The following is a 22,823-nucleotide window of genomic DNA, read 5'->3' as shown; positions in this document are numbered from 1 at the left end:
GCCCCCCCGGGGGCGCCCCCCCCCCCCCCCCCGCGGCCGCGCGGCGGGCCCCCCCCCCCCCCCCCCCCCCCCCCCCCGCGGGCCTTCGTATTTCGGGAGTCCGGCCCGACTGTCCACGAACCGGCCCCGGCAAACCCTTTACCTCGTAAGAGCAATGTGACATTTTACAGACGTGAGCGAACTCCGTCCCAGTGATGTCGTCGTCATCGGCGCGGGCGTCGTCGGCGCCGCGTGCGCCCACTACGCCGCGCGTGCCGGCCTGTCGGTCACCGTGCTCGATCGTGGTCCGGTCGCGGGCGGGACCACCGGAGCCGGCGAGGGAAACCTGCTGGTCTCCGACAAGAAGCCCGGGCCCGAGCTGGCACTGGCCCGGCTCTCGCTCCGCCTGTGGGCCGAACTCGCGGACGACGGACACGATTTCGAGTACGAACAAAAGGGCGGCCTGATCGTCGCCCGCACCGACGCCGAGGCGGGTGCGATGGCGGCCACGGCCGCCACGCAACGTGCCGTGGGGATCACCGCCGACGCCGTCGACGCCGCGGACCTGCCCTCCTACGAACCACACCTGGCCCCCGGTCTGACCGGCGGAACGCACTATCCGCAGGACGCCCAGGTGCAGCCCGCACTGGCCGCCGCCGCGCTACTGCGCTCGGGAGTGCGGCTGCACACCGGGGTCACCGTCACCGGCTTCCGGCGCGGGCCCGACGAACGGGTGCTCGGCGTGCGCACCTCGCACGGCGAATTCGCCGCCGGCGCGGTGGTGAACGCGGCCGGCACCTGGTCCGGCGCGATCGCCGCGCTCGCCGGCGTGTCCCTGCCGATCCTCCCCCGCCGCGGCTTCGTGCTCGTCACCGAGCCGCTGCCGATGATGGTGCGGCACAAGGTGTATGCCGCGACCTACGCCGGGGACGTCGCCGGCGACGACGCGGACCTGGCCTCGTCCGCCGTGGTCGAAGGCACCCCGGCGGGCCCGATCCTGATCGGCGCGAGCCGCGAACGGGTCGGCTTCGACCGCTCGTTCCCGGTCCCGGTGCTGCGCCGACTGGCCGCGCAGGCGATCGAGTTGTTCCCGTTCCTGGCCGGCGTCTCGGTGCTGCGCGCCTATCGGGGGTTCCGGCCGTATTGCCCGGACCACCTGCCGGTGATCGGCCCGGACCCGCGCGTGCCCGGATTGTGGCACGCCTGCGGCCACGAGGGCGCCGGGGTGGGCCTGGCGCCCGCCACCGGACACCTCGTCGCTCGGGGTCTGACCGGCAAGGACCCCGAATTCGACCCCTCTCCATTCGCTCCGACCCGCTTCGCGGAGGTGTCCTCGTGACCGGCGCATCCGAACCCACCCCGATCCACCCACCCGGCACGGAACACTTCCGGATCGGCGTGGACGGCCGACGCATCCCGGTGGAGGCCGGACAGACCGTCGGCGCCGCGATGCTCGCCGCCGGGATCCGGTCCTGGCGCACCACCCGGTTCGCCGGCAAGCCGCGCGGGCTGTTCTGCGGCATCGGGGTGTGCTTCGACTGTCTGGTCACGGTGAACGGCACCCCGTCCCTGCGCGCCTGCCTGCTCGCCGCCCGTCCCGACGACGAGGTGAGCACCACATGACGTACGACCTGATCGTCGTCGGCGCCGGGCCGGCCGGCCTCACCGCCGCCGTCACCGCCGCCGGCTTCGGCCTGCGGGTCGCCGTCCTGGACGCCGGCTCCCGCGCGGGCGGCCAGTACCACCGACACCGCGCCGGCCGACCGCCGGCCTGGCCGCCGCTCGCCCGCCTGCACACCGTGGAGCACCTGGCCGAACATCGCGTCTGGGCGGTCGAACACGCGGCCGACGGGTTCGTCGTACACGCCGTCACCGGCGAGCGGGACGGCACTCCGGTGACCGTGACCGGCCGCCGACTGCTCCTGGCCACCGGCGCCTACGACCGGCAACTGCCTTTCCCCGGCTGGGATCTGCCCGGCGTGCTCACCGCCGGCGGCGCGCAGGCCCTGATCAAGGGCAACGGCGTGGCGCCCGGTCGACGCGCGGTGGTGGCCGGCACCGGCCCGTTCCTGCTGCCGGTCGCCGTCGCGCTGGCCGACGCGGGCGTCGAGGTGAGCGCCGTGCTGGAGGCGTCCCGACCCACGCCGCGGGCCGCCGCGCTCGCGCCGCACAGCCCCGCGCGTGTGGTCGAGGCGGCCGGTTACGCGGTCGCCCTGGCCCGCCGGCGCATCCCGTACCGGACCGGACGGGCCGTGATCGCCGCACACGGTGACCACACCGGCCTGACCTCGGTCACCGTGGCCCGCCTCGACGCCGACTGGCGGGCCCGCCCCGGGACGTCGACCGAACTGCCCTGCGACACCCTCGCGGTCGGCTACGGGTTCACCCCGCAACTCGAACTCGCCGGCCAACTCGGCTGCGCGAGCACCCCGGACGGATTCGTCGCGGTCGACACCCGGCAGGCGACGAACATCCCCGGCCTGTCCGCCGCCGGTGAGAGCACCGGCATCGGTGGAGTGCATCTGGCCGCGGTCGAAGGCGAGTTGGCGGGGTATGCGATCGCCGGGCGGACGCCGCCGCGCGCGCTGCTGCGCCGTCGGGCCGCGCTCACCCGGTTCGCCGCCGGGTTGCGCGCGCTCTACCCCGTCCGGCCCGGGTGGCTGTCCTGGTCGGACGCCGACACGCTGATCTGCCGCTGCGAGGAGGTGCCGCGGGGTCGGATCGAGGACGCGGCCCGCCTCGGCGCCGACGACGTGCGCTCGGTCAAGCTGCTCAGCCGCGCCGGAATGGGCTGGTGCCAGGGCCGGATGTGCGCCGAGGCCACCGCGTGCGTGTTGTCCGACGTGCTGGAACGACCGGTCGCCGCGCCACCGCCCACCCGTCCGATCGGTGTGCCCATCCGTCTCGGAGACCTAGCCCAAGGAGCCTCATGAGCCCGCAACCCGCCTCCTCGTCACCGGCCGACCCGGACCGCCCCGCCGACCGGCAGCCGTGGCACGGCGTCGTGGTGGCCACCGCGCTGCCGCTGCGCGAGGACCTGTCCGTGGACTTCGACGCGTATGCCGAACACGTGCGCTGGCTCGTGGATTCGGGCTGCGACGGGGTCTGCCCGAACGGCTCGCTCGGCGAGTACCAGTCGCTCACGCCCCAGGAGCGGGCCCAAGTGGTAAGCGTCGCCGTCGAGGCGGTGGGCGGGGACCGGGTGCTGCCCGGCGTCGCGGCGTACGGCGCGGCGGAGTCGCTGCGCTGGACCGAGCAGGCCGCCGAGGCGGGTGCCCGGGCGGTGATGCTGCTCCCGCCCAACAGCTATCGTGCGGACACCCGCACGGTGCTCGACCACTACCGCACGGTGGCCCGCGCCGGCCTGCCGATCGTCGCGTACAACAACCCGTTCGACACGAAGGTCGACCTGACCCCGCGACTGCTGGCGGACCTGTACGAGGAGGGCCTCGTGGTCGGCGTCAAGGAGTTCACCGGCGATGTGCGCCGTGCCTACGAGGTGGCCGAACTCGCGCCCGGCCTGGACGTGTTGATCGGCAGCGACGACGTCGCGCTGGAGTTCGGGCTGGCCGGCGCGGTCGGCTGGATCGCCGGCTATGCGAACGTCTTCCCGCAGGCGAGCGTCGAGTTGTATCGCGCGGCGATCGGCGGCGACGTACGCGCCGTGTTGCCGCTGTACCGGTTGTTGCACCCGCTGCTTCGGCTGGATTCGCGCACCGAGTTCGTGCAGTCGATCAAGCTGTCGATGGACCTGGCCGGGCGTCGCGGCGGCCCGTGCCGCGCGCCGCGGCTCCCGCTGCTTCCCGAACAGGAGGCGTCGGTGCGCGAGTTCACCGAGAAGGCGCTCGCGGAGGGACTGGCCTGATGCGCTCACGACACGTTTTCCACGCGGTCGACTCGCACACCGAGGGCATGCCGACCCGGGTGATCACCGGCGGCGTCGGTGTGCTCCCCGGCGCCACGATGGCCGAGCGGCGTGTGCACTTCATGGCCCATCGGGACCACCTCCGCACGCTGTTGATGCACGAGCCGCGCGGACACGGCGCGATGAGCGGCGCGATCCTGCAACCGCCGACCCGCCCGGACGCGGACTACGGCGTGCTGTTCATCGAGGTGTCGGGCTGCCTGCCGATGTGCGGGCACGGCACCATCGGGGTCGCCACCGTGCTGGTCGAGACCGGCATGGTCGAGGTGGTCGAACCGGTCACCACGGTCCGGCTGGACACACCCGCCGGGCTGGTGATCGCCGAGGTCGAGGTGCGCGACGGCGCGGCGCGCTCGGTCACCCTGCGCAACGTGCCTTCGTACGCACACACCCTGGACGCGACCGTGGACGTGCCCGGGCTCGGCGCGGTCGGCTACGACATGGCCTACGGCGGCAACTTCTACGCGATCCTGCCGATCGAAAAGGTCGGCCTGCCGTTCGACCGGGCCGAGTCCGGGCGCATCCTGGAAACCGGCCTGGCGATCATGGCGGCGATCAACGAGCAGGCCCGGCCGGTGCATCCGGAGGATCCCGCGATCGCGGGCTGCCACCACGTGCAGTTCCTCGCCCCGGGCTCGGACGCCACGCTCTCGCGCAACGCGATGGCGATCCACCCGGGTTGGTTCGACCGCTCGCCGTGCGGCACCGGTACCAGCGCGCGGATGGCCCAGTTGGCCGCGCGCGGCGAACTGGCGATCGCACAGCCGTTCGTCAACGAGTCGTTCATCGGGACCCGCTTCCACGGGAAGATCGTGGAGCACACCGAAGTGGGCGGGAACCCGGCCGTGGTCCCGCTGATCACCGGTCGGGCCTGGATCACCGCCACCGCGCAGTATCTGCTCGATCCCGAGGATCCCTTCCCGGCCGGGTTCCGCCTGTGACGACGGCCGAACCAGGGTCGCGAACGGGGCGGCGCGGCCGCCCGGATACACTCACGCTCCGTGGTCGTGCGTTCGCACAGTCCCGATCCGGTCCCCAGGGTGACTGACCGTCAGTAACATGGCGGGAGGAGGCACCATGGACACGGGACACGGAGCGCTCGCGCTGCCGTCCTTCGACGATCGACCGATCCTGCGGGACCGGGTGGCACGAGAGTTGCGCGCGGCGTTGATCGCGGGCGAGATGCGGCCGGGCGTGGTCTATTCCGCGCCCGCGCTGGCCGCGCAGTTCGGCGTGTCGCCGACACCGGTCCGCGAGGCGATGCTCGACCTCGCCAACGAGGGACTGGTCGAGGCCGTCCGCAACAAGGGATTTCGGGTCACCGAGCTCTCCGACCGCGAGTTGGACGAGTTCACCGAGGTCCGCGCACTGATCGAGGTTCCGGTGGTGGCCCGCCTCGCGGGTGTGGTCACCGACGCCCAACTGGCCACGCTGCGCCCGGTCGCCGAGGAGATCGTCGCGGCGGCCGAGGTGGGCGACCTGATCAGGTACGTGGAGGCGGATCGCCGCTTCCACCTGTCGTTGCTCGCGCTGGCGGGCAACGAACACCTGGTCCGGGTGGTCGGCGATCTGCGCAAACGCTCACGCCTGTACGGTCTGTCCCGGCTCGCGCAGAACGGCCGGCTCGCCGCCTCCGCCGCCGAGCATCTCGAACTCCTGGACGCGCTCGCCACCGGCGATCCCACCCGGGCCGAGGACGTGATGGCCCGGCACATCGGCCACGTCCGCAACCTGTGGGCGAATCCGGACCAGCCGAGCTGATCCGACACCGGTGGCCCGGGTCCGCGGGACTCGGGACGCCGGTTCGGTGGTCGTTCGACCCGCGCCCCGGGTCGGTCACGGCGTCGGCCGGCCGGGACCGCCCCGGGTGGTGACAGGTCAGACCCTGCCGGCCGCCATGTCCATCAGGCGGTCCAGGATCGCGCCGCCGGAGGCGTTGGAGCCGTCGTGCTCCCATTCGTTGGTGACCCACGCCCGCACGCCGGCCACCCTGCGCGCGGTGTCCAGCGACAGGTCGGCGTCCACATACATGTCGTCGAAGAAGACCGCCGCCGCGACCGGGACCCGGTTCGTGCGCAGCCGCTCGACGTCGTACAGGACCGGCCAGTCGTCGTGGCGCGCGAGCAGGTCGGCCGCCTCGCGGAAGGGCCGTAGCGCGGCGATCTCCTCGAACATCCAGGGGTACATCATCTCGCCGGTGAACAGCAGCGGATCGGCGCTCTCGGCGAACTCCGGGAGCCCCGCGCGCACCTTCTCCGCAGCCCAACCGGTGGCGACCTTGCCCTGCCCGTAGATCGGCTCCTGGAGCACGGCCCACAGGGGCTGGTCGGTGAGCGCGGTGGCGTGCATCGCGGCGGCACGGAAGGTGTCCGAGACCCGGTCGCCGTCCCAGGCCTCGTCCAGCATCCAGTGCACCCGCTCGAAGCCGTCACCCATGCCGAACACCTGACCCAGGAACTGCAGCCGACGCGGGGTGAGTCGATCGCCGTCGGGCAGCCGCACGTCGTTGTCGGCCAGGTGGTCGGCCAGCCGCCGCACCAGGTCCACGTCGTCCGGATACCGCGCGTAGTACTCGGCGTTCTTGGCCCGCACCCGGGGATACGTGCGGTGGTAGACGTCCTCCGCCGTGCAGTCCAGGCCGATCAACCCGCCGGTGACGTAACAGGACTTCAGTCCCTCGGGCGCCCGGGAGAGGTAGGCGAGCGTGATGAAGCCGCCGTAGCTCTGCCCGAGCGTCTCCCACGGCTCGTCGCCGCACAACCGCCGACGGATGAACTCGGCGTCGGCGACGATCGAGTCCGCGCGCATGTACCGCAGCAGCGTGGCGAGTTCCTCGGGCGGGGTGCGGGCCGCCAGGCTCGGCGTGATCGGCGTGCTGCGACCGGTGCCGCGCTGGTCGAGGAGCAGGACACGGTGGGTGCGCAGCGCGCGCTGGAGCCAGCCGACGGCGCGATTGGGCCGCCCGGACTTGCCGCCCGGGCCGCCCTGGAGGAAGCACAACCACGGCCGTTGCCGGTCCGCCGCGGTGGGGTCGACCACCTCGCGGGCGAAGACCTCGATGGTCGGTCCGTCCGGACGGGAGTGATCGAGCGGAACGGTGAACGTGTGGTCGGTGAGGGCCATCCCCGGTATCCGGGTGATGCGGGTCATGCGGATTCTCCCCAAGCTCGTGTCTGTGTCCGGCACACGGTTCGCCGTGCGTGGTGGGCTGCCTCGCGAAACGGCGCGGGTCGCGTGCCTCTTTGTGTCGTGTGACATTTCACCGGAGAAACGGGTTCCTTGTCTCGCTTCCCGGCCAGGCAATATCCGCCGTACCGCGAGGGGTTCCGCCCGTGGGCGGTCGGCAGGGCGCAGGAAGTGCTCGGCACGGCACGGAAGCGGTCGGCACGGCACAGGAAGCGGTCTGCACGCCACGGAAGCGGTCGGCACGGCACAGGAAGCGATCTGCACGCCACGGAAGCGGTCGGCACGGCACAGGAACAGGTCTGCCCCGATGCCCGGGGGTCGACTCTTTCGGCTCTTCCGTACGGCCGACAGGTGCGAAATGGTCGGGTACTGCGATTCCGCTCGGCGAAAGGTGTGCAGTCGTGGTCGATGGTGCCGACGTTGCCGGTCCCTACTCCGCCTTCCAGGACTCGATCTACCTCGATGGCCTGCTGACCGGGGAGACTCCGGCCTACCCCACGGACGCCGCCGCCCTGGAGACGGCCGCCGGCGAACGGCTCGAGCCGGGACCGCGTGGCTACGTACTGGGCGGCGCCGGCGGCGGGGCGACGATGCGGGCCAACCGGGCGGCGTTCGAGCGGCGCCGGATCGTGCCGCGCATGTTGCGCGACGTGGGTACGCGCGACCTGTCCTGCTCCGTACTGGGCACCGAGTCGCCCGCGCCGGTGCTGCTCGGGCCGGTCGGCGTGCAGTCCATCGTGCATCCCGAGGGCGAGTTGGCGACCGCGCGCGCCGCGTCCGCGTTGGGGCTGCCGATGGTGTCGAGCACGGCGTCGTCCCATTCGCTGGAGGAGATCGCCGCCGCCTCCGGATCGGGACCGCGCTGGTTCCAGCTCTACTGGCCGCGCGACGACGACGTGACGATCAGCCTGCTCGCCCGGGCCCGGGCTTCGGGGTACACCGTGCTCGTGGTCACCCTGGACACCTGGTTCCTGGGCTGGCGGCCGAACGATCTGGATCGCGCGTACCTGCCCTTCCTGCGCCGGGTCGGCATCGCGAACTACCTGAGTGATCCCGCCTTCCTGGCCGGGCTGAGCAAACCGATCGCCGAGGACCCGACGGCGGCGATCGCGCACTGGGCGGGGATGTTCTCCGATCCGACCAAGACCTGGGGCGACCTGGCGTTCCTGCGCGAGAACTGGGTCGGGCCGATCGTGCTCAAGGGCATCCTGCATCCGGACGACGCGCGCCGGGCCCGCGACGCCGGTCTGGACGGGATCGTGGTGAGCAACCACGGCGGTCGCCAACTCGACGGCGCGGTGGCTGCGTTGGACGCGCTGCCGGCCGTGGTGGAGGCGGTCGGCGAGAACCTGACGGTGCTCTTCGACAGCGGCGTACGCACCGGGACGGACGTGCTCAAGGCGCTGGCCCTCGGCGCCCGGGCGGTCCTGCTGGGCCGACCGTACGTCTACGGGCTGGCGCTGGGCGGCGAGGCGGGCGTCCGGCACGTATTGCGGTGCTTGCTGGCCGAGTTCGACCTGTCGATGGCGCTGTCCGGACACGCTCGTCCGGACGAGCTGCATCCCTCGGTGCTGACCTCAGTGCTGACCTCGGACTGATCGGGCCGTGCGCCGGGTCGAATGCCTGCTCGAAATGGCCCTATTTACCGCCTGAATTCCGATACTCTCCGCGCATGATCACGTCCGGAACGAGAGGACTTGCCTCGTGAGCGATCCCGCGCGCCCCGCCGCCCCGCACGCCATCCTGAGGCGGATGGCCTCGCGCGACATCACCGAGGCACATCGCACTTCCACCCCGTTGGAGTTGTTCTTCGACCTGACGTTCGTCGTTGCGGTGGCCCAGGCCGGCAGCCGACTGGTGCACTCGCTGGCCGAGGGGCACCCCGGGCACGGACTCGCAGGCTACCTGCTCGTGTTCTTCGCGATCTGGTGGGCGTGGGTCAACTTCACGTGGTTCGCCTCCGCGTACGACTGCGACGACCCGCTGTACCGGGTCGCGACGCTCGTCCAGATCACCGGTGTCCTGGTGCTGGCCGCCGGGGTGCCGCGCGCGTTCGAGAACAGCGACTACGCGGTCGCCATCGTCGGCTACCTGATCATGCGACTCGCCCTGACCTTCCAGTGGCTGCGGGCGGCCCACGACGAGACCGACCCCGGGGCCCGGCGCACCGCGCTGCGCTACGCGGCCGGGCTGGTGCTGGTGCAACTCGGCTGGGTGGTGCTGCTGCTCCTGCCGGACGCCGCGTGGACATGGGGCTTCCTGCTGTTGGTGGTCGCCGAACTCGCGGTACCGGCGATCGCCGAGCGCAACCACCCCACGACGTGGCATCCGCATCACATCGCCGAGCGGTACGGGCTGTTCACCATCATCATGCTGGGCGAGAGCATCTCCGCCGCGACCGTCGCGATCCAGACCGCGCTCGACGACGAGGCCGCACTGGACGAACTGCTGCCGATCGCCGCGGGCGGGCTGTTGATCGTGTTCGCCGCGTACTGGATCTACTTCGCGGTGCCGATCCACGACTACCTCGCTTCCGACCGGCGGGCCTTCCTGTGGGGGTACGGCCACTACGTGGTCTTCGGTTCGGCGGCGGCGATCGGAGCGGGACTGGAGGTCGCCGTCGAGCAGGCCGTGGGCGAGGCGCACATCTCCCGGACGGCCGCGTCGGCGAGCGTGACGATCCCGGCGGCGCTGTTCCTGCTGAGCACGTTCGCTCTGCATTCCCGGCACCACAAGATCGGGCCGGCCCAGAAGTCGGTGCTGCCGATCGCCGGTGTGCTGATCCTGCTGTGCACCTTCCTGGGCGCGGCGGCGGTACCCGTGGCGGGTGCGGTGGCGGCGTTGACGGTCGCGGTGGGCACGGTGTTGTCGGCCAGGCAGGGCGAGGGGGACGTACGGCGGGGTGATCGGCGGGCGGTGGCGGGCGGGTGAGTGAGTGCGTGCGTGCGTGAGTGAGTGAGTGAGTGAGTGTTGCGGGGCTTTGCGTTGCAGGGCGCTTTTTGCGGTGCTGGGCGTTGCGTTGTGGGGCTGGGCGTTGCGGGGTGGGGCGGGTGGGACGGGATGGGGTGAGGCGCGGCGGAGTGAATGTTTCCGGCCTGGGCTAACCCGCCGTCAGGCGCCGGGCCGGGCCTTGGGGCTCGGGTGGGAGCAGGGGGCCGCCCTGCCATTGCTGGAATATCAGCATGGTGTGCACCTGGGTCACCTCCGTGCGGGCCGTGAAGCCGTCCACCACCAGCCGCTGCAAGCCGGTCGCGTCGGCGACCGCGACATGCACGAGAAAGTCGTCGGGTCCGGCCAGGTGGTAGAGCGCCCGGGTCTCCGGCAACTTGAGCACGTGCCCGACGAACGGATTGAGCACGACGCGGTGGTGCGGTCGCACCCGAACCGCGAGCATCGCCTGTAGCGGCCGGCCCAGCGCCGCCGCGTCGACCTCTACAGTCGCACCCTTCACCACCCCGGCCGAGCGCAACCGGGCGACCCGATCCAGGCACGTCGAGGGCGCGATCCCGACCTCGGCGGCGAGCGCCTTGTTGCTGATCCGGGCATCGTTCTGAAGCGCCCGGAGAATCCCGAGATCGATCGGATCAAGGGCGATGGATTGGCTCATTGGGCGATGATAGTTCGGCCGGTGAGCGCATTCTCCGGAGATCGTCGGAGCATGGCGGGCATGGATGACCTCCGAGTGGATCTTGACGGGCGTGCCGGGTCGACTGCCCTGGACGGCGTGGGCAGTGCGGGTGGCGCGGGTGGTTCGGGTGGTGTGGACGGTTCGGGTGGTGTGGGTGCTGTGGGTGGTTCTGCCGTGGGCGGCGTGAGCGGTTCGGGCGGGTCGGGGGGCGTGGGTGGTTCCGCGCGCTCGGGTGGCGGGCGGCACCTGTTCGAGACTCGGGCGGTGCATGCCGGTCGGGACGACCTCGCCGCCCTGGGTACGCACGCCGTGCCGATCGATCTGTCCACCACGTATCCGCTGCCGGACCTGCCGGCCGCGGCGCTCGCGCTCGACGCGTACGCGGAGGGGGAACTCCCGGGCGGCTCACCGATCTACGGCCGTTTGACCAATCCGACGGTACGCCGCTTCGAGACTGCGCTCGCGGAGTTGGAGGGGTGCGCCGACGCGGTCGCGTTCGCCAGTGGCATGGCGGCGGTCACGGCGTGCCTGCTCGCCGCCGCCGCACGTGGCCGGCGGCACGTGGTGGCGGTACGGCCGCTGTACGGCACCACGGACCACCTGCTCACGAGCGGGCTGCTCGGCACCGAGGTCACCTGGGTCGACCCCGAGGGGGTGGCCGGGGCGTTGCGGCCGGACACGGGGCTGGTCATGGTCGAGACCCCGGCCAATCCGACGCTGGCCGAACTGGATCTGGCCGAACTGGCCGCCCGGGCCGGGGACGTACCGCTGCTGGTGGACAACACGTTCGCGACACCGGTGTTGCAGCAGCCGGCCGAGTCCGGCGCCCGGATGGTCCTGCACAGCGCGACCAAGTTCCTCGGCGGGCACGGCGACGTAATGGGCGGCGTGGTGGCCTGCGACCGGGAGACGGCCCAGGTGCTGCGGCAAATCCGCTTCGCCACGGGGGCGTTGCTGCATCCGCTCGCGGGCTACCTGCTGCTGCGCGGCCTCGCGACGCTGCCGATCCGAGTCGCGAAGGCGTCCGCGTCGGCGGCCACGCTGGCCCGGCGGCTGGCCGACCATCCGGCGGTCGAGCGAGTGCACTACCCGAGCATCGGCGGCGCGCTGGTGGCCTTCGAGCCGACGGGCGACCCGATGACGCTGGTCGGCGCCCTCCGCCTGATCACCCCTGCGGTCAGCCTCGGCGGCACCGACACGCTGATCCAGCATCCGGCCTCGCTGACCCACCGCGTGATCGACGACGCGGCACGCGACGAGGGCGCCATCGGCCCGAAGTTGCTACGCCTTTCGGTGGGACTGGAACACGAGGACGACCTGTGGGACGACCTGTCGACAGCCGTGGAGCACGCGGCGGGGCGCGGGACGGGAGCCGAGTGCGCACAGGGTGCGGAACGGGCACGGGGTGTTGGGCCGGTACGTGATGCCGGGCCGGTACGTGACGGCCAGTCGCTGCGTGACGGCGAGTCGGTGTGGGAGGTGGACTCGGTGCCGAGCGCCGGGTGGGGGCGGGGCGTCGGGTCGGTGCAGGGCGCAGGGCGGGTGTAGGGCGGGTATAGGGCGCCGGGTCGGTGCCGGGTGCAGGGGCCGGGGGCCGGGGGCCGGGTGGATGCAGGCCCTGGGTCGGTGTGAGGCCGGGCGGGCGCAGGGCGCGAAGCGAGGCAGGGCGCAGAGCCGGGAGCCGCTGACGGGCGGACGGGGCGGCCGGGCGGGTTGCTTGGGTCGGGCGGGTCCCGTGGATCGGACCGGCAGGCACGCAGGCCGAGGACGGGTCGCGGGAGTCGGGCAGATCGCAGAGGTCGGACCGGCCGGGCGGCGATCTGGTCCGCCGGGCGGGTTGCGGCAGTCGCGCGGATCGCGTGAGTCGGACCGGCTGACCGGGCGGCTCGGCGCGGATCGCGTAAGTCGGACCGGCAGACCGGGCGGCTCGGCGCGGGTTGCGTGAGTCGGGCACGTCGCGTGGGCCGCACCGGCGGACCGGCTGGGCGGCCTGACGGGCGGACCGGGCGGACCGGGCGGCCGGGCCGTGTGGGTCGGGCAACCGGGCCCGGGCGGTCGCGTGCGTCGGGCTCGTCGCGTGGGTCGGAAGGACCCGAGAGCCGGACGACCGGGGTCCGGGGGCCGGGGGCCGGGGGGCCGGGGGTCCGGTCCGGGGTCCGGGGGGCCGGTCCGGGGTCCGGGGGGCCGGTCCGAGGGTCCAAGGTTCGAGGGCCGGAGACCAAGGGTCCATGGTCCGGAGGCCGGAGTCCGAGGGGTCAGCGGTAGAGGAGGCCCGAGAGGCGGAGGGCGAGGTTGCGGCGTACGGCGGGGAGTCGGGTGATCGTGCGCAGGACCGTGTTGCGCAGCGGGCGCAGTGCCGGGGTGATGGTGGCGATGCGGGTCATCCGGTCGGCGAGCTTCACGATGTGCTCGGCGATCGGGCGGCGGGCGGCGCCGTACGCGTCGAGTGCCGAGGTGGGGCCGCCGTCCAGAACCGTACCGAGGGCCTCGGCCAGCGTCACGGCGTCGAGGATGCCCGCGTTCATGCCCTGGCCGCCGGCCGGGCTGTGCACGTGCGCGGCGTCGCCGGCCAGCAGGATGCGACCCGCGCGATAGGTGTCGGCGAGCCGGTGGTGGACCCGGAAACGCGAGCCCCAGACGACCTCCTCGACCACGATGCGGCCCGCCGACGGGCCGCGTTCGTCCACGAGTTCCTGGACGAACGCGAGTGACGGCTCGTGTGGCGCCTCGGCCACCGGCGCAACGATCCGGTGCCGCCCGCCCGGCAGCGGGGCGACCACGGCGAGACCGGCGGGCGCGAAGTACAGGATCACCTCGTCGGCCGAGACGGCGCCGTCGAGCCGCACGTCGGCGAGTACGAACGACTCACCGTAGGTGCCGCCCTGGAAGCCGATGCCGGCCTGCTCGCGAACGGTGCTGTGCATGCCGTCGGCGCCCACCACCCAGGCGGCGCGGATGCGTTCGCCGTGTTCGAAGGTCGCGGTCACGCCGTCGGCGTCCTGGTCGAGGCTGGTGACGGTGTACGGGCGCAGCACGGTGCCGCCGAGTTCGGTGAGCCGGGCGAGGAGGGCCGCCTCGGTGGTGGCCTGGGAGACCATCAGCGAGTACGGGTATGCGGTGGGCAGGCCGTCGAAGTCGATCCGGACGACCACCCGGTCCCGGTCGCGGATGGTGAACGTCGGCGATTGCACGCCCTGTTCGACGAGCGGCCCGGCCACACCGAGCGGCGCGAGCACCTCCAGGGTGCGGGCGTGTACGACGGCGGCCCGCGAGGTGTGGTCGGCGACCGCGTGTGCATCGACGACGGTGACGTCGCGGCCTTGGGCGGTGAGGGCGAGCGCGAGGGTGAGCCCGGCGGGGCCGGCACCGACGATCAGGACGTCGGTGGCGGCGGGGAGTTGCGGGGTCATGGCGAGCTCCTTGGGTGTGGCTGGGTGTCGCGACGTCGAGTGGGCCGGCGCCGAGCCGCGGTAGTCAACATCTGTTGGCCAACGCTTGTTGACTTACCATGACCCACTCGATCGACTAAGTCAACAGGCGTTGGCCTACAATCGTTGACATGAGCACTTCGCGAAGGTCGTCGACCGAGACCAAAGCCGTGATCCTGGCCGCCGCGCGGGAACGATTCGGTGCCGACGGCTACGAACGCGCGACGATTCGGGCGATCGCCTCGGACGCCGCGATCGATCCGGCGATGGTCATGCGCTACTTCGGCAACAAGGAGAAGCTCTTCGCCGCTGCCGCCGATGTCGACCTGCGGCTCCCCGCTCTCGATTCGGTCCCCCGCTCGCAACTCGGAGCAGTGCTCTCGGCCCATTTCCTGGACCGCTGGGAGGACGACGAAGCGATGATGATCCTGCTGCGCACCGGCGTCACCAACGAGGAGGCCGCCGCACGGATGCGCTCGGTCTTCGCGGAACAACTCGCCCCACTGGTGGCCCGCGTCTGCCCGACCCCGACCGAAGCCCCCCGCCGAGCCGGCCTGGCCGCCACCCAAGTGCTCGGCCTGGCCCTGTGCCGATACGTCCTCCGCCTCCCACCGATCGTCGCCATGACCCACCCGGAGCTGGTCGCCTGGCTCGGCCCCCAACTGCAACGCTGCCTCACCGGAGACCTCGGCGCACCGGAGAACGCGATCGGGTGATCGGTGGCGGGGTGATCGGCGATGGGGTGATCGGTGGCGGGGTGATCCGTGCTGGGGGGGTTCGGTGAGGGGGTGATCGGGTGCTGTCCGGATGGCGCGAGCCGATGGCCTCGCGTCTCTGATGCCCTCGTGACTCCGCGGCCTCGTGGCCCGCGGTCACGTGCCTGCGGGGTCGCGGGGCTGCCTGGTCGCGTGGCTGCCCGACCGCCCGATCGATGGCCGACGAACCCACCGTGCGCGCCGGGAGCCGCAGCGCGGAAGGGCGCACTTCGGTGCTCCAGTGCCAATGCGCTCGGCCCCGCGACCTCGCGGCCACGTGGTCACCTGCCTGCGGGGTCACGGGGCTGCCTGGTCGCGTGGCTGCCCAACCGCCCGATCGATGGCCGACGAACCCACCGTGCGCGCAGGGAACCGCAGCGCGGAAGGACGCACTTCGGTGCTCCAGTGCCAATGCGCTCGGCCCCGCGACCTCGCGGCCACGTGGTCACCTGCCTGCGGGGTCGCAGGGCTGCCTGGTCGCGTGGCTACCCGACCGCCCGATCGGTGGTCGGCGAACCCACCGTGCGCGCCGGGAGCCGCAGCGCGGAAGGGCGCACTTCGGTGTTTTAGTGCCAATGCGCTCGGCCCCGTGACCTCGTGGCCACGTGGTCACGTGCCTGCGGGGTCGCAGGGCTGCCTGGTCGCGTGGCTACCCGACCGCCCGATCGGTGGTCGGCGGCACACCGTGCGCACCGAAGCCACGGCACGCAAGGGCGTACTTCGGTACGGACGGTGAGGAATACTCCCCGCACCGGCCGTGAGCTCTGAGCCCACGCGCGAAGCGCGCCGCGCGCGGGCAAGTGCGTTCGCCGCACCCGCCGACCGCGCACCCGCGCACCCGCGCACCCGCGCACCCGCAGAGCTGGACCGAAGCGCCGGCCACGCGGAAGTCCCCGCAAAGCCGGGCCGAAACGCCGGCCGAACCCAAGCGCCGGCAGAGCCGCGACGAACCCTCCACAAGGCCGCAGCGAAGCCCCTTTCGCCGCCTCGGAGTCCGCGCCGAAATTGGGGGACTACCCCCAGTGGTGGCCCAGTTCGACCGGGTAGCGTCCCGAGCAGGTCCGAACCGGCCGAGCCGAGCGGTGTTTCGCGCCGCCACCGGAGGTGACGCGTCATGCCCGTGCATGCAGTCCGACCGAACCACCCGGCCCGCCGTCCGCCTCGCGCCCCGGCCCGCGAACAGGTCCGCGATCCGGTCAGCAATCCGGTCAGCGATCCGTCCGCCGATCCGTCCCGGTACGCACCCGCCCGATCCACGCCCGTCCGGCGCACGCCGAGTCGGCGCACCTCCGGTCGTCCCGGAGCCGCCCGGATCGTTCCCGGCCGATTCCTGATCGCCTGGCTCCTGCCCGGCCGGCTCCTGCCCCGTCGACTCCTGCCCGGTCGCGTCCCGGCCCATAACGTCCCCGCCCATCGCATCCCATGCGGTCGCGTCCCCACCCCTCGCATCCCGGGCGGTCGGCTCGCTCGCGGCACGCTCGTTCCCGGCCGACGTGCCTCCAACCGATCCGCTCCAGTCCGGCCGCCGCTGCGCCGGGCCGCGGTCGGGCCGGTTCTGTCGTTGGTGGCCATGCTGCTGGTCCTGGCGTCCTGTACCTCCGCGACCTCCACGCCACGCCCCGCAGCCGCGCCCACCGACACTGCGCCCACCGACACCGCATCGACCACCACCGCTCCGGACGGCCGCAGCGACCCGGGGGCGGCGAGCGACCCACCCACCTCGTGCAGCGACCCGCTCGCAAGCCTGCGTCCCGGGTCGGGGCCACCACGCGCCGCCGACTATGCGAGCGACGGCTCGCTCGCGCAGATCCTGCGACGGGGCTTCCTGACCATCGGTATCGACCAGAGCACCTACCCGTTCAGCTACGCCGACGTGGCCGACCACAATCGGCTCAAGGGCTTCGACATCGACCTCGTCCGGGAAATCGCCACCGACCTCTTCGGCAGCGCGGACGCAAGCCGGCTGCACTTCCGCGTCCTGCCCAACAACATCCGCGAACAGGCCGTCGCGAACGGCGACGTGGACATCGTCGCGAAGTCGGTCACGGTGAACTGCCGCCGCCGGGCGGTGGTCGACTTCAGTTCGGTCTACTACGAGTCGGGACAACGTGTACTCGTCGTCCGCGACAGCCCCGCCGCAGCCGCCGACCACGCCAAGGGCCTCATCGGCCTGCCCGCCGCGACCCGCGTCTGCACGGTCGGTAACACCACCGCCGCGGAGACGGTGCGCGCGACGAAGAGCCTGGTCCCCGTCACCGGTGAGACCTGGGCGGACTGCCTCGTCCGCATCCAACAGGGCCAGGCGGACGCCTCGGTGGGCGACGACACCATCATGGCCGGCCTCCAGGCCCAGGACCGCTTCGTGCAGCTGGTCGGCCCCAAACTCACCCGCGAACCGTACGGCCTGGAAATCGCCAAGACCAACCCCGACTTGGTCCGCTTCGTCAATGCCTCGCTGGAGCGCATCCGCCGGGACGGGACGTGGCTGCGGCTGTACGAGAGGTATGTGGCCCGCTACATCCCGGAACCCGGACCGGTGACCGCCCCGGATGCGGTGTACCGGGACTGAACGCGAAGACGGCGCAACCGAACCGCTGCACGGGCGACCGAACCGCTGCACATGGCTCCGGACGGCGCGCGCACGGCCGTCGGCGCCGGGCTCCGCCCGTCCCCCGTCGAGTCCGTGCCCGACCACCTACGGGGGACTGCGATCACGGCCGCGGGCCGCAACTACGGCCATGGCCATGGCCACGCAGCGGCCCGAGGCCGGGGCCGCGGCCTTGGCAGGCCTACATAGAGGACAGGTCGTCCCCCGGCACAACCAACCCCAACTCGCAGGCGATAACGACCAGTTGCGGTCGATCACGCGCACCGAGCTTGCTCATGATGCGACTCACGGCGTCTTCGCAGTCAGCGGACTCAGCCCGAGAAGGGAGCCGACCTCCGCATTGGTCAATCCCCGCCCGACCAGCGTGAGCACCTCGCGTTCACGCGCGGACAGCCCCGCCACCAGCACCGATTCCGGCTCACCCGCCGTCCGCCCGGCCGGCATCCGGAGTACGCGCGAGATCAGCCGCGCCGTCGGCCCCGGTGAAAGCAGCGCCTCACCCGCCCCGATCGTACGGATCGCGGCCAGGAGTTCGGCCGGGCGCGTGTCCTTGACCAGGAACCCGCCGGCACCCGCGCGCAACGCGGCCACCACGTTCTCTCGTCCTCAAAGGTGGTCAGTACCAGGACTCGGACTCCGGCAAGTCCGGATCGGCCGCAATCAACCGGGTGGCCTCGATCCCGTCCAGGATCGGCATGCGAATGTCCATCAGCACGAGGTCCGGCCGGGTGGCGCGGGTGAGTTGGAGCGCTGTCTGCCCGTCGGCGGCCTCACCGACCACCTCCATGTCCGGCGCCGAATCCACCAACATCGCGAACGCCGACCGCACCAGGTGCTGGTCGTCGGCGAGCACCATCCGCAGCCTTCCGGCCGTCACACGCTCCCCCACTCGCCCCGCATCATCCGCAACCTCTCCCCGTCACCGCACACTTCACCGGGCAGCCTGCCCGTCGACCAACCGCACCGCACACTTCACCGACCCGCCGCCCGCGGCCCGACAACCGCAAGGACCGCACAACACATCTCACCGGCCCGCCCACCCCTCGACCAGCGAGTGTGCCGACAACCCCCTCCCCCACACACAGTGTCACCCGGCCCCCGCCCGCTCGCCCATCGGTAACACTGCCTCGACCCGGAAGCCGCCCTCCGCCCCGGGCCCGGCAACCAACGTCCCACCCACACTGCACGCCCGCTCGGCCATCCCGACGATGCCGAACCCGGTGTCCTTCCCGGCCTCGTCCGCAGCCCCATCCTCCTCCCGGGCTCCGCCCGCGGCCTCGATCCCGCACCCGTCATCGCGCACGGACACCCACAACCCCGCGTCCACCACCGACAGTTCCATCCGCACCGCCCGAGCCCGGGAGTGCTTCACCGCGTTCGTCAACGCCTCCTGGCACGATCCGGTACACCGCCACGCCCACCTCGGGCGCGGGCGGCGGTCCGTCGTGGCCGGTCAGGGTGACCTCGATGCCGGCGGAGCGGGCCGCGCCCGCCGGCGGCACCAGGCCGTCGAGCCCGGCCAGGCCCGGCACCGCCTCGTACGACGCGGCCTCCTCGGCGTCGCGCAACACCGACAATGTGGACCGGAGTTCGTGCCGGGCGTCCCGACACGTCTCGGCAATCGTGTCCAACGCGCCGACCATGACCGCACGTTCCGCCGGTGGCTCCTCAGCCGCGAGGTACGCGGCCACACCCGCCTGCACGCCGATCAACGTGATGCCGTGCCCGAGCAGGTCGTGCAGGTCGCGCGCGATCCGCAGGCGCTCCTCGACGACCCGCCGTCCGGCCACCTCGTCCCGGGTACGCTCCGCGCGCTCGGCCCGGTCGATGATGGCGCTCACGTACGCGTAATGGCTGCGCCACGCCTGCCCCGCGACCAACGCCGCGAGCACCCAGCCGGCCATCCCGCAGCGATCCCGCCAGTTCGTCGCGTCCTCACCGCCGACGGTCATCGCCACGATCACCACGACCAACGCCGCGAATCCGAGCGCGATCGCCTCCTCGCGCCGGACGTACGCCGCGCAGGTCCCCAGCGCGACCAGCGCCAACACGGCGGCGCCCCCTGGGTGTGGGCTTGGTGGTCGAGCCAGGCGTATCCATCCCGGCCCCCGGCGTGCCTTCGTCACGCTCGCCTACACCATGTGAGCGCTCCCATTCGGCGACCGGCACCCCCGTGAGCGCCGGTCGCCGGAGGCCACCGAGGTGGGACGAGGACAGGCGCGCCTCGACTGCCTTGACCGCCGGATCGAGACGCCCACTCTCCTCACTCGAAAACCTATGCGAGGCGCGGAAAAGCGGAATCAGTCATGGATAGGTAGTCGTCGAGTCCCCCGGGCCGGCCACGCCTCACTGCCCCACACCCCACGACTCGGCATCGCCGCGGGCCGAATCGCACCTCGGCCCGACGCCGAAGCGAACGGGACAGAACAGAGCACGGGGGACCGGGATGGAACAGGTGAGAACAGGTGAGAACAGGAGGGAACAGGAGGGAACGACCGTCAGCAACCCGCCTGAAACCGCTTCTGCCCGGGCCGCTTGAAGCGGTGATGCGGCCGGCGAGCCTGGAACGTGATGTCCAACTCGGGCGGCCGCAACGAGTCGTCGGGAGGCAACTCATGGGTCAGCGTGCCGACCAGCCGCAAGTACCCCTTGGACACGTCGTATTCGCGCAGCCCGCGGCCGGCGGCATCCGCGACCTCGACCGACGCGGCCGCAAAGACGTCCCGACTGCCGATCAGGAACGCGGTTCGCGCATACGTCACCGGTCGCAACCATTCCCGCGAATCGTGGTGCCCGCTCTGCCTGAGCCAAGCGGCGGCATCTCGCTCGGTACGGGCCTCGTGAGTCTCCACGGTGAGCGGTGTACCGGCGGTCAATTGCCGCCTGATCCGCGGCCAGGCGGTCGGCCGCAGCCCGAGCGAATGATGCATCAGCACCAGGTCGACCCGACCACCGCAGGAATCGACGAACCCCTCTTCGGCCAGGGGCACACCGTCCCGAAGCGGAACATGCACGACGGTATGCCGCGAGTAAGCCGCAAACGAGAACAACGCAGCCAGCCTGGAAAGCCCGTCGTGGTCCCCGACCACGACGCCGTACTCCCCCAGCGGGTCGGACATCGCGGTATGCCGCAACGGCAACCACGGTTGCACCACGCGATACTCCACCACTCCGTCCCGCGGCCGAAACCGACGCAACCTCAGCCGCATACCCGCCGCCCACCCGTCCCCGTCCCGAACCCACCACCCAGCCGAGCCATACCAACCGTCCCACCAACCCGAAGCGGGGGTCCTCCCTGACGGCTGTCCGCCCCCAGCCCAGCGCCCGGCCCACGGCGCCGCCCACCACGCCCCAACGCCCGCCACCGCGCCACAACCGCCGGCCCGACGCAACCCGAACTCGACCCGGCCCGGTCCATCCCGGTCCGGCACAACGCGGCCCAACCACACCCGAGTTCGCGCAATCTCCGCCCGGCGCAGCCCCACACAATTCGCAGACGCGGCCCGGCCGGCGCACTCCATCCCGGCCCGTCCCGGCCTGGCTCGGCTGGCTCACTCCGGCCCGGCCCGGCTCGGTCGGCTCAGTCGGCTCGGTCCAGCAACTACCCACCGCCGCGCCCGACCCTCGATCACCCGCCGCCGAACCAAGCCGGCATATCGAAGTGGAACGAATCCCCCGGCGTCATCGTCCGAAGGTCCTCCTCCAGCGCACGCAGCCGTTCCACGCCCAACGTCTGCGCCCACTTGGCCCGCAAGTCCTCGAAGATCGCAGCCGACCTCGCCAGCGAATCCACCCCGCGCGCGGTAAGCCGAACCACCTTGCGCCGCGCGTCGTTCGGATCCACACCACGTTCGACGTAGCCCAGCCGCTCCAGGCCGTCGATCGTCTTCCCCGCCGCCTGCTTCGAGACACCCAACAGGCGACCGAGCTCCACCGCGGTGGTGCCATACGGACCAATGGCCTGAAACACGAAGCCGTGCATGGGCCGCAGGTCGGGATGGCCCTGCCGGGCCAGCTCCGCATGAACCTCGTCGATGAGTACCCGAAAGGCCATCAGCAGCCGCAACGGCAGCTCGAAGCCCGGCGGGTCCTGGCCGGGCCCGTCGTCGTTCGGTCCGACTGCGGACGAATTTCTTGACATGGATAGACAACCTGGTTCACTATTTAGACAATGATGTTGTCGAATTTTTGGCAAGTCTAGGAGATCACCACATGCCTGTCATCCGCAGCGCCGAAACCCGCATCACCACGACCCCCAACGGCGTCATGACCACCTACGCATCCCCCACCCAGGGCGGCACCGGCGCAGCCCTGTGGCGAGTGGACATGACCCCGGCACACTCCACCCCGTACCACGCCTTCGAAGCCGAACAAATCTGGACCATCCTCACCGGCAGCCTCACCGCCGACCTCAACGGCGAAAAGCTCACCGCAACCACCGGCGACACCGTCATCTTCCCCGCCGACCTCCCCCGCCAAGTCCACGCGCACGCCGAAACGGGCTTCACCGCCATCGTCACCGCCCCCGCCGGAGCCCGCGCATACAACCCCAACGCCATAACCCCGCCCGACACCTGCGACATAGCCCCCAAGGAAGCCGAACGCATCCTCCCGCCCTGGACGATCTGACCCACCCGTCCACCCCACGCCCATCCCCACAAGCCCACCACCCGCACCCGCACCCGCCCCGCCCATCCGACCCGCAGCCACCCCTCCGACCAAACTCACGTCCCCCACGACCAGTTCGCACCACCGCCACCCACCACAACCCACCAGCCGCCCAAACAACAAAAGCCGCAGGCGCCCCGCCCCTCGCCACCCACCCGTCGGACGGCAGAAAGCACGGCCACCCTCGGGCTCAGCCACCCCGCCCCGCCATGCCAAGCGCCCACCCACTCACCTGAACCGCCCACCGCGGCAGGCCAATCCACGCTCGATCCAACTCAGCCCAGCGGGAACAGACGTGCGCCGAGGGAAGACCCAGATGCAGCCGACGAACGGACCGCGCGGGTTGGCCGCGCCCGTTGGGCGGGCGCGGGGCCGTTGGGCGGGCGCGGGCCCGTTGAGCGGGCACAGGCCCGTTGGGCGGGCGCGGGCCCGTTGGGCGGGCGCGGGCCCGTTGGGCGGGCACGGGCCCGTTGGGCGGGCACGGGCCCGTTGGGCGGGCGCGGGCCCGTTGGGCGGGCGCGGGCCCGTTGGGCGGGCGCGGGCCCGTTGGGCGGGCACGGGCCCGTTGGGCGGGCACGGGCCCGTTGGGCGGGCACGGGCCCGTTGGGCGGGCACGGGCCCGTTGGGCGGGCACGGGCCCGTTGGG

At 72.1% G+C, this 22,823-nt stretch carries 20 protein-coding genes and 1 pseudogene; 13 read left to right on the top strand and 8 right to left on the bottom strand.

The window, feature by feature from the left end; all coding sequences use genetic code 11:
- The first annotated feature begins 172 nt into the window (after positions 1–172).
- The 6 genes from ACIBM5_RS15635 to ACIBM5_RS15610 all read left to right on the top strand — a co-directional run bounded on the left by ACIBM5_RS15635 (position 173) and on the right by ACIBM5_RS15610 (position 5,665).
- Positions 173–1,318: an NAD(P)/FAD-dependent oxidoreductase gene (locus tag ACIBM5_RS15635; RefSeq protein ID WP_396007331.1), complete on the top strand. Its 1,146-nt coding sequence runs from the start codon at positions 173–175 to the stop codon at positions 1,316–1,318.
- A complete protein-coding gene (locus ACIBM5_RS15630; protein WP_396007330.1) occupies positions 1,315–1,602 on the top strand; it encodes a (2Fe-2S)-binding protein in 288 nt (95 codons plus the stop codon). Before ACIBM5_RS15635 ends, ACIBM5_RS15630 begins: the two co-directional genes overlap by 4 nt.
- The gene (locus ACIBM5_RS15625; protein WP_396007329.1) at positions 1,599–2,912 is read left to right on the top strand and encodes an FAD-dependent oxidoreductase; all 1,314 of its coding nucleotides are present in this window, start codon (positions 1,599–1,601) and stop codon (positions 2,910–2,912) included. Before ACIBM5_RS15630 ends, ACIBM5_RS15625 begins: the two co-directional genes overlap by 4 nt.
- The gene (locus ACIBM5_RS15620; protein ID WP_391589415.1) at positions 2,909–3,844 is read left to right on the top strand and encodes a dihydrodipicolinate synthase family protein; all 936 of its coding nucleotides are present in this window, start codon (positions 2,909–2,911) and stop codon (positions 3,842–3,844) included. The genes ACIBM5_RS15625 and ACIBM5_RS15620 overlap by 4 nt, the downstream gene beginning before the upstream one ends.
- Positions 3,844–4,845 (top strand): proline racemase family protein, encoded by a 1,002-nt coding sequence (locus ACIBM5_RS15615; RefSeq protein WP_396007328.1) that lies wholly within the window; start codon positions 3,844–3,846, stop codon positions 4,843–4,845. Before ACIBM5_RS15620 ends, ACIBM5_RS15615 begins: the two co-directional genes overlap by 1 nt.
- 136 nt (positions 4,846–4,981) lie before the next feature.
- On the top strand, positions 4,982–5,665 hold the full coding sequence (locus tag ACIBM5_RS15610) for a GntR family transcriptional regulator (RefSeq protein WP_396007327.1): 684 nt from the start codon (positions 4,982–4,984) through the stop codon (positions 5,663–5,665).
- Between the two features lie 117 nt (positions 5,666–5,782).
- Here ACIBM5_RS15610 and ACIBM5_RS15605 read toward each other — a convergent pair whose 3' ends face one another.
- Complete coding sequence (locus ACIBM5_RS15605; protein WP_391589412.1) at positions 5,783–7,054, bottom strand: alpha/beta fold hydrolase; 1,272 nt, start codon at positions 7,052–7,054, stop codon at positions 5,783–5,785.
- Between the two features lie 437 nt (positions 7,055–7,491).
- Here ACIBM5_RS15605 and ACIBM5_RS15600 point away from each other — a divergent pair, with 437 nt between their 5' ends.
- Both ACIBM5_RS15600 and ACIBM5_RS15595 read left to right on the top strand, forming a co-directional pair.
- Entirely contained in the window at positions 7,492–8,688 is a 1,197-nt protein-coding gene (locus ACIBM5_RS15600) for a lactate 2-monooxygenase (protein WP_396007326.1), read from the top strand.
- A 154-nt stretch (positions 8,689–8,842) separates the two neighbouring features.
- Positions 8,843–10,021 (top strand): low temperature requirement protein A, encoded by a 1,179-nt coding sequence (locus tag ACIBM5_RS15595; RefSeq protein WP_396007375.1) that lies wholly within the window; start codon positions 8,843–8,845, stop codon positions 10,019–10,021.
- Between the two features lie 169 nt (positions 10,022–10,190).
- Here ACIBM5_RS15595 and ACIBM5_RS15590 read toward each other — a convergent pair whose 3' ends face one another.
- Positions 10,191–10,697 (bottom strand): Lrp/AsnC family transcriptional regulator, encoded by a 507-nt coding sequence (locus tag ACIBM5_RS15590; protein WP_020551189.1) that lies wholly within the window; start codon positions 10,695–10,697, stop codon positions 10,191–10,193.
- A 64-nt stretch (positions 10,698–10,761) separates the two neighbouring features.
- Here ACIBM5_RS15590 and ACIBM5_RS15585 point away from each other — a divergent pair, with 64 nt between their 5' ends.
- Both ACIBM5_RS15585 and ACIBM5_RS15580 read left to right on the top strand, forming a co-directional pair.
- A complete protein-coding gene (locus ACIBM5_RS15585) occupies positions 10,762–10,905 on the top strand; it encodes a hypothetical protein (RefSeq protein WP_396007325.1) in 144 nt (47 codons plus the stop codon).
- A gap of 77 nt (positions 10,906–10,982) precedes the next feature.
- Positions 10,983–12,266: a trans-sulfuration enzyme family protein gene (locus tag ACIBM5_RS15580; protein ID WP_396007324.1), complete on the top strand. Its 1,284-nt coding sequence runs from the start codon at positions 10,983–10,985 to the stop codon at positions 12,264–12,266.
- A gap of 707 nt (positions 12,267–12,973) precedes the next feature.
- On the opposite strand, the gene ACIBM5_RS15575 is transcribed toward ACIBM5_RS15580, so the two are convergent.
- On the bottom strand, positions 12,974–14,128 hold the full coding sequence (locus ACIBM5_RS15575) for an FAD-dependent oxidoreductase (protein ID WP_396007323.1): 1,155 nt from the start codon (positions 14,126–14,128) through the stop codon (positions 12,974–12,976).
- A 149-nt stretch (positions 14,129–14,277) separates the two neighbouring features.
- Here ACIBM5_RS15575 and ACIBM5_RS15570 point away from each other — a divergent pair, with 149 nt between their 5' ends.
- Both ACIBM5_RS15570 and ACIBM5_RS15565 read left to right on the top strand, forming a co-directional pair.
- Positions 14,278–14,862, top strand: coding sequence for a TetR family transcriptional regulator (locus ACIBM5_RS15570; protein ID WP_396007322.1), 585 nt, complete (start codon positions 14,278–14,280; stop codon positions 14,860–14,862).
- A 1,609-nt stretch (positions 14,863–16,471) separates the two neighbouring features.
- Positions 16,472–17,470: a transporter substrate-binding domain-containing protein gene (locus tag ACIBM5_RS15565; RefSeq protein WP_396007321.1), complete on the top strand. Its 999-nt coding sequence runs from the start codon at positions 16,472–16,474 to the stop codon at positions 17,468–17,470.
- A gap of 220 nt (positions 17,471–17,690) precedes the next feature.
- Here ACIBM5_RS15565 and ACIBM5_RS15560 read toward each other — a convergent pair.
- From ACIBM5_RS15560 to ACIBM5_RS15540, 5 genes and pseudogenes are all read right to left on the bottom strand, one after another.
- Positions 17,691–18,365: pseudogene (locus ACIBM5_RS15560) on the bottom strand (response regulator).
- A 231-nt stretch (positions 18,366–18,596) separates the two neighbouring features.
- A complete protein-coding gene (locus ACIBM5_RS15555) occupies positions 18,597–18,851 on the bottom strand; it encodes a hypothetical protein (protein ID WP_396007320.1) in 255 nt (84 codons plus the stop codon).
- Positions 18,802–19,560, bottom strand: a complete 759-nt coding sequence (locus ACIBM5_RS15550; protein ID WP_396007319.1) for a sensor histidine kinase — start codon at positions 19,558–19,560, stop codon at positions 18,802–18,804. Before ACIBM5_RS15550 ends, ACIBM5_RS15555 begins: the two co-directional genes overlap by 50 nt.
- Before the next feature lie 447 nt (positions 19,561–20,007).
- The gene (locus tag ACIBM5_RS15545) at positions 20,008–20,718 is read right to left on the bottom strand and encodes a hypothetical protein (protein ID WP_396007318.1); all 711 of its coding nucleotides are present in this window, start codon (positions 20,716–20,718) and stop codon (positions 20,008–20,010) included.
- Between the two features lie 419 nt (positions 20,719–21,137).
- On the bottom strand, positions 21,138–21,650 hold the full coding sequence (locus ACIBM5_RS15540; protein ID WP_396007317.1) for a MarR family winged helix-turn-helix transcriptional regulator: 513 nt from the start codon (positions 21,648–21,650) through the stop codon (positions 21,138–21,140).
- A gap of 71 nt (positions 21,651–21,721) precedes the next feature.
- Here ACIBM5_RS15540 and ACIBM5_RS15535 point away from each other — a divergent pair, with 71 nt between their 5' ends.
- Positions 21,722–22,138: a cupin domain-containing protein gene (locus ACIBM5_RS15535; RefSeq protein ID WP_396007316.1), complete on the top strand. Its 417-nt coding sequence runs from the start codon at positions 21,722–21,724 to the stop codon at positions 22,136–22,138.
- The last annotated feature ends 685 nt before the right edge of the window (positions 22,139–22,823 follow it).

The organism is Embleya sp. NPDC050493 (assembly GCF_044458105.1).
GTDB lineage: Bacteria > Actinomycetota > Actinomycetes > Streptomycetales > Streptomycetaceae > Embleya.
Note: the sequence above shows the minus strand (reverse complement) of the source record. Positions and strands in the feature narration are given on the sequence as shown.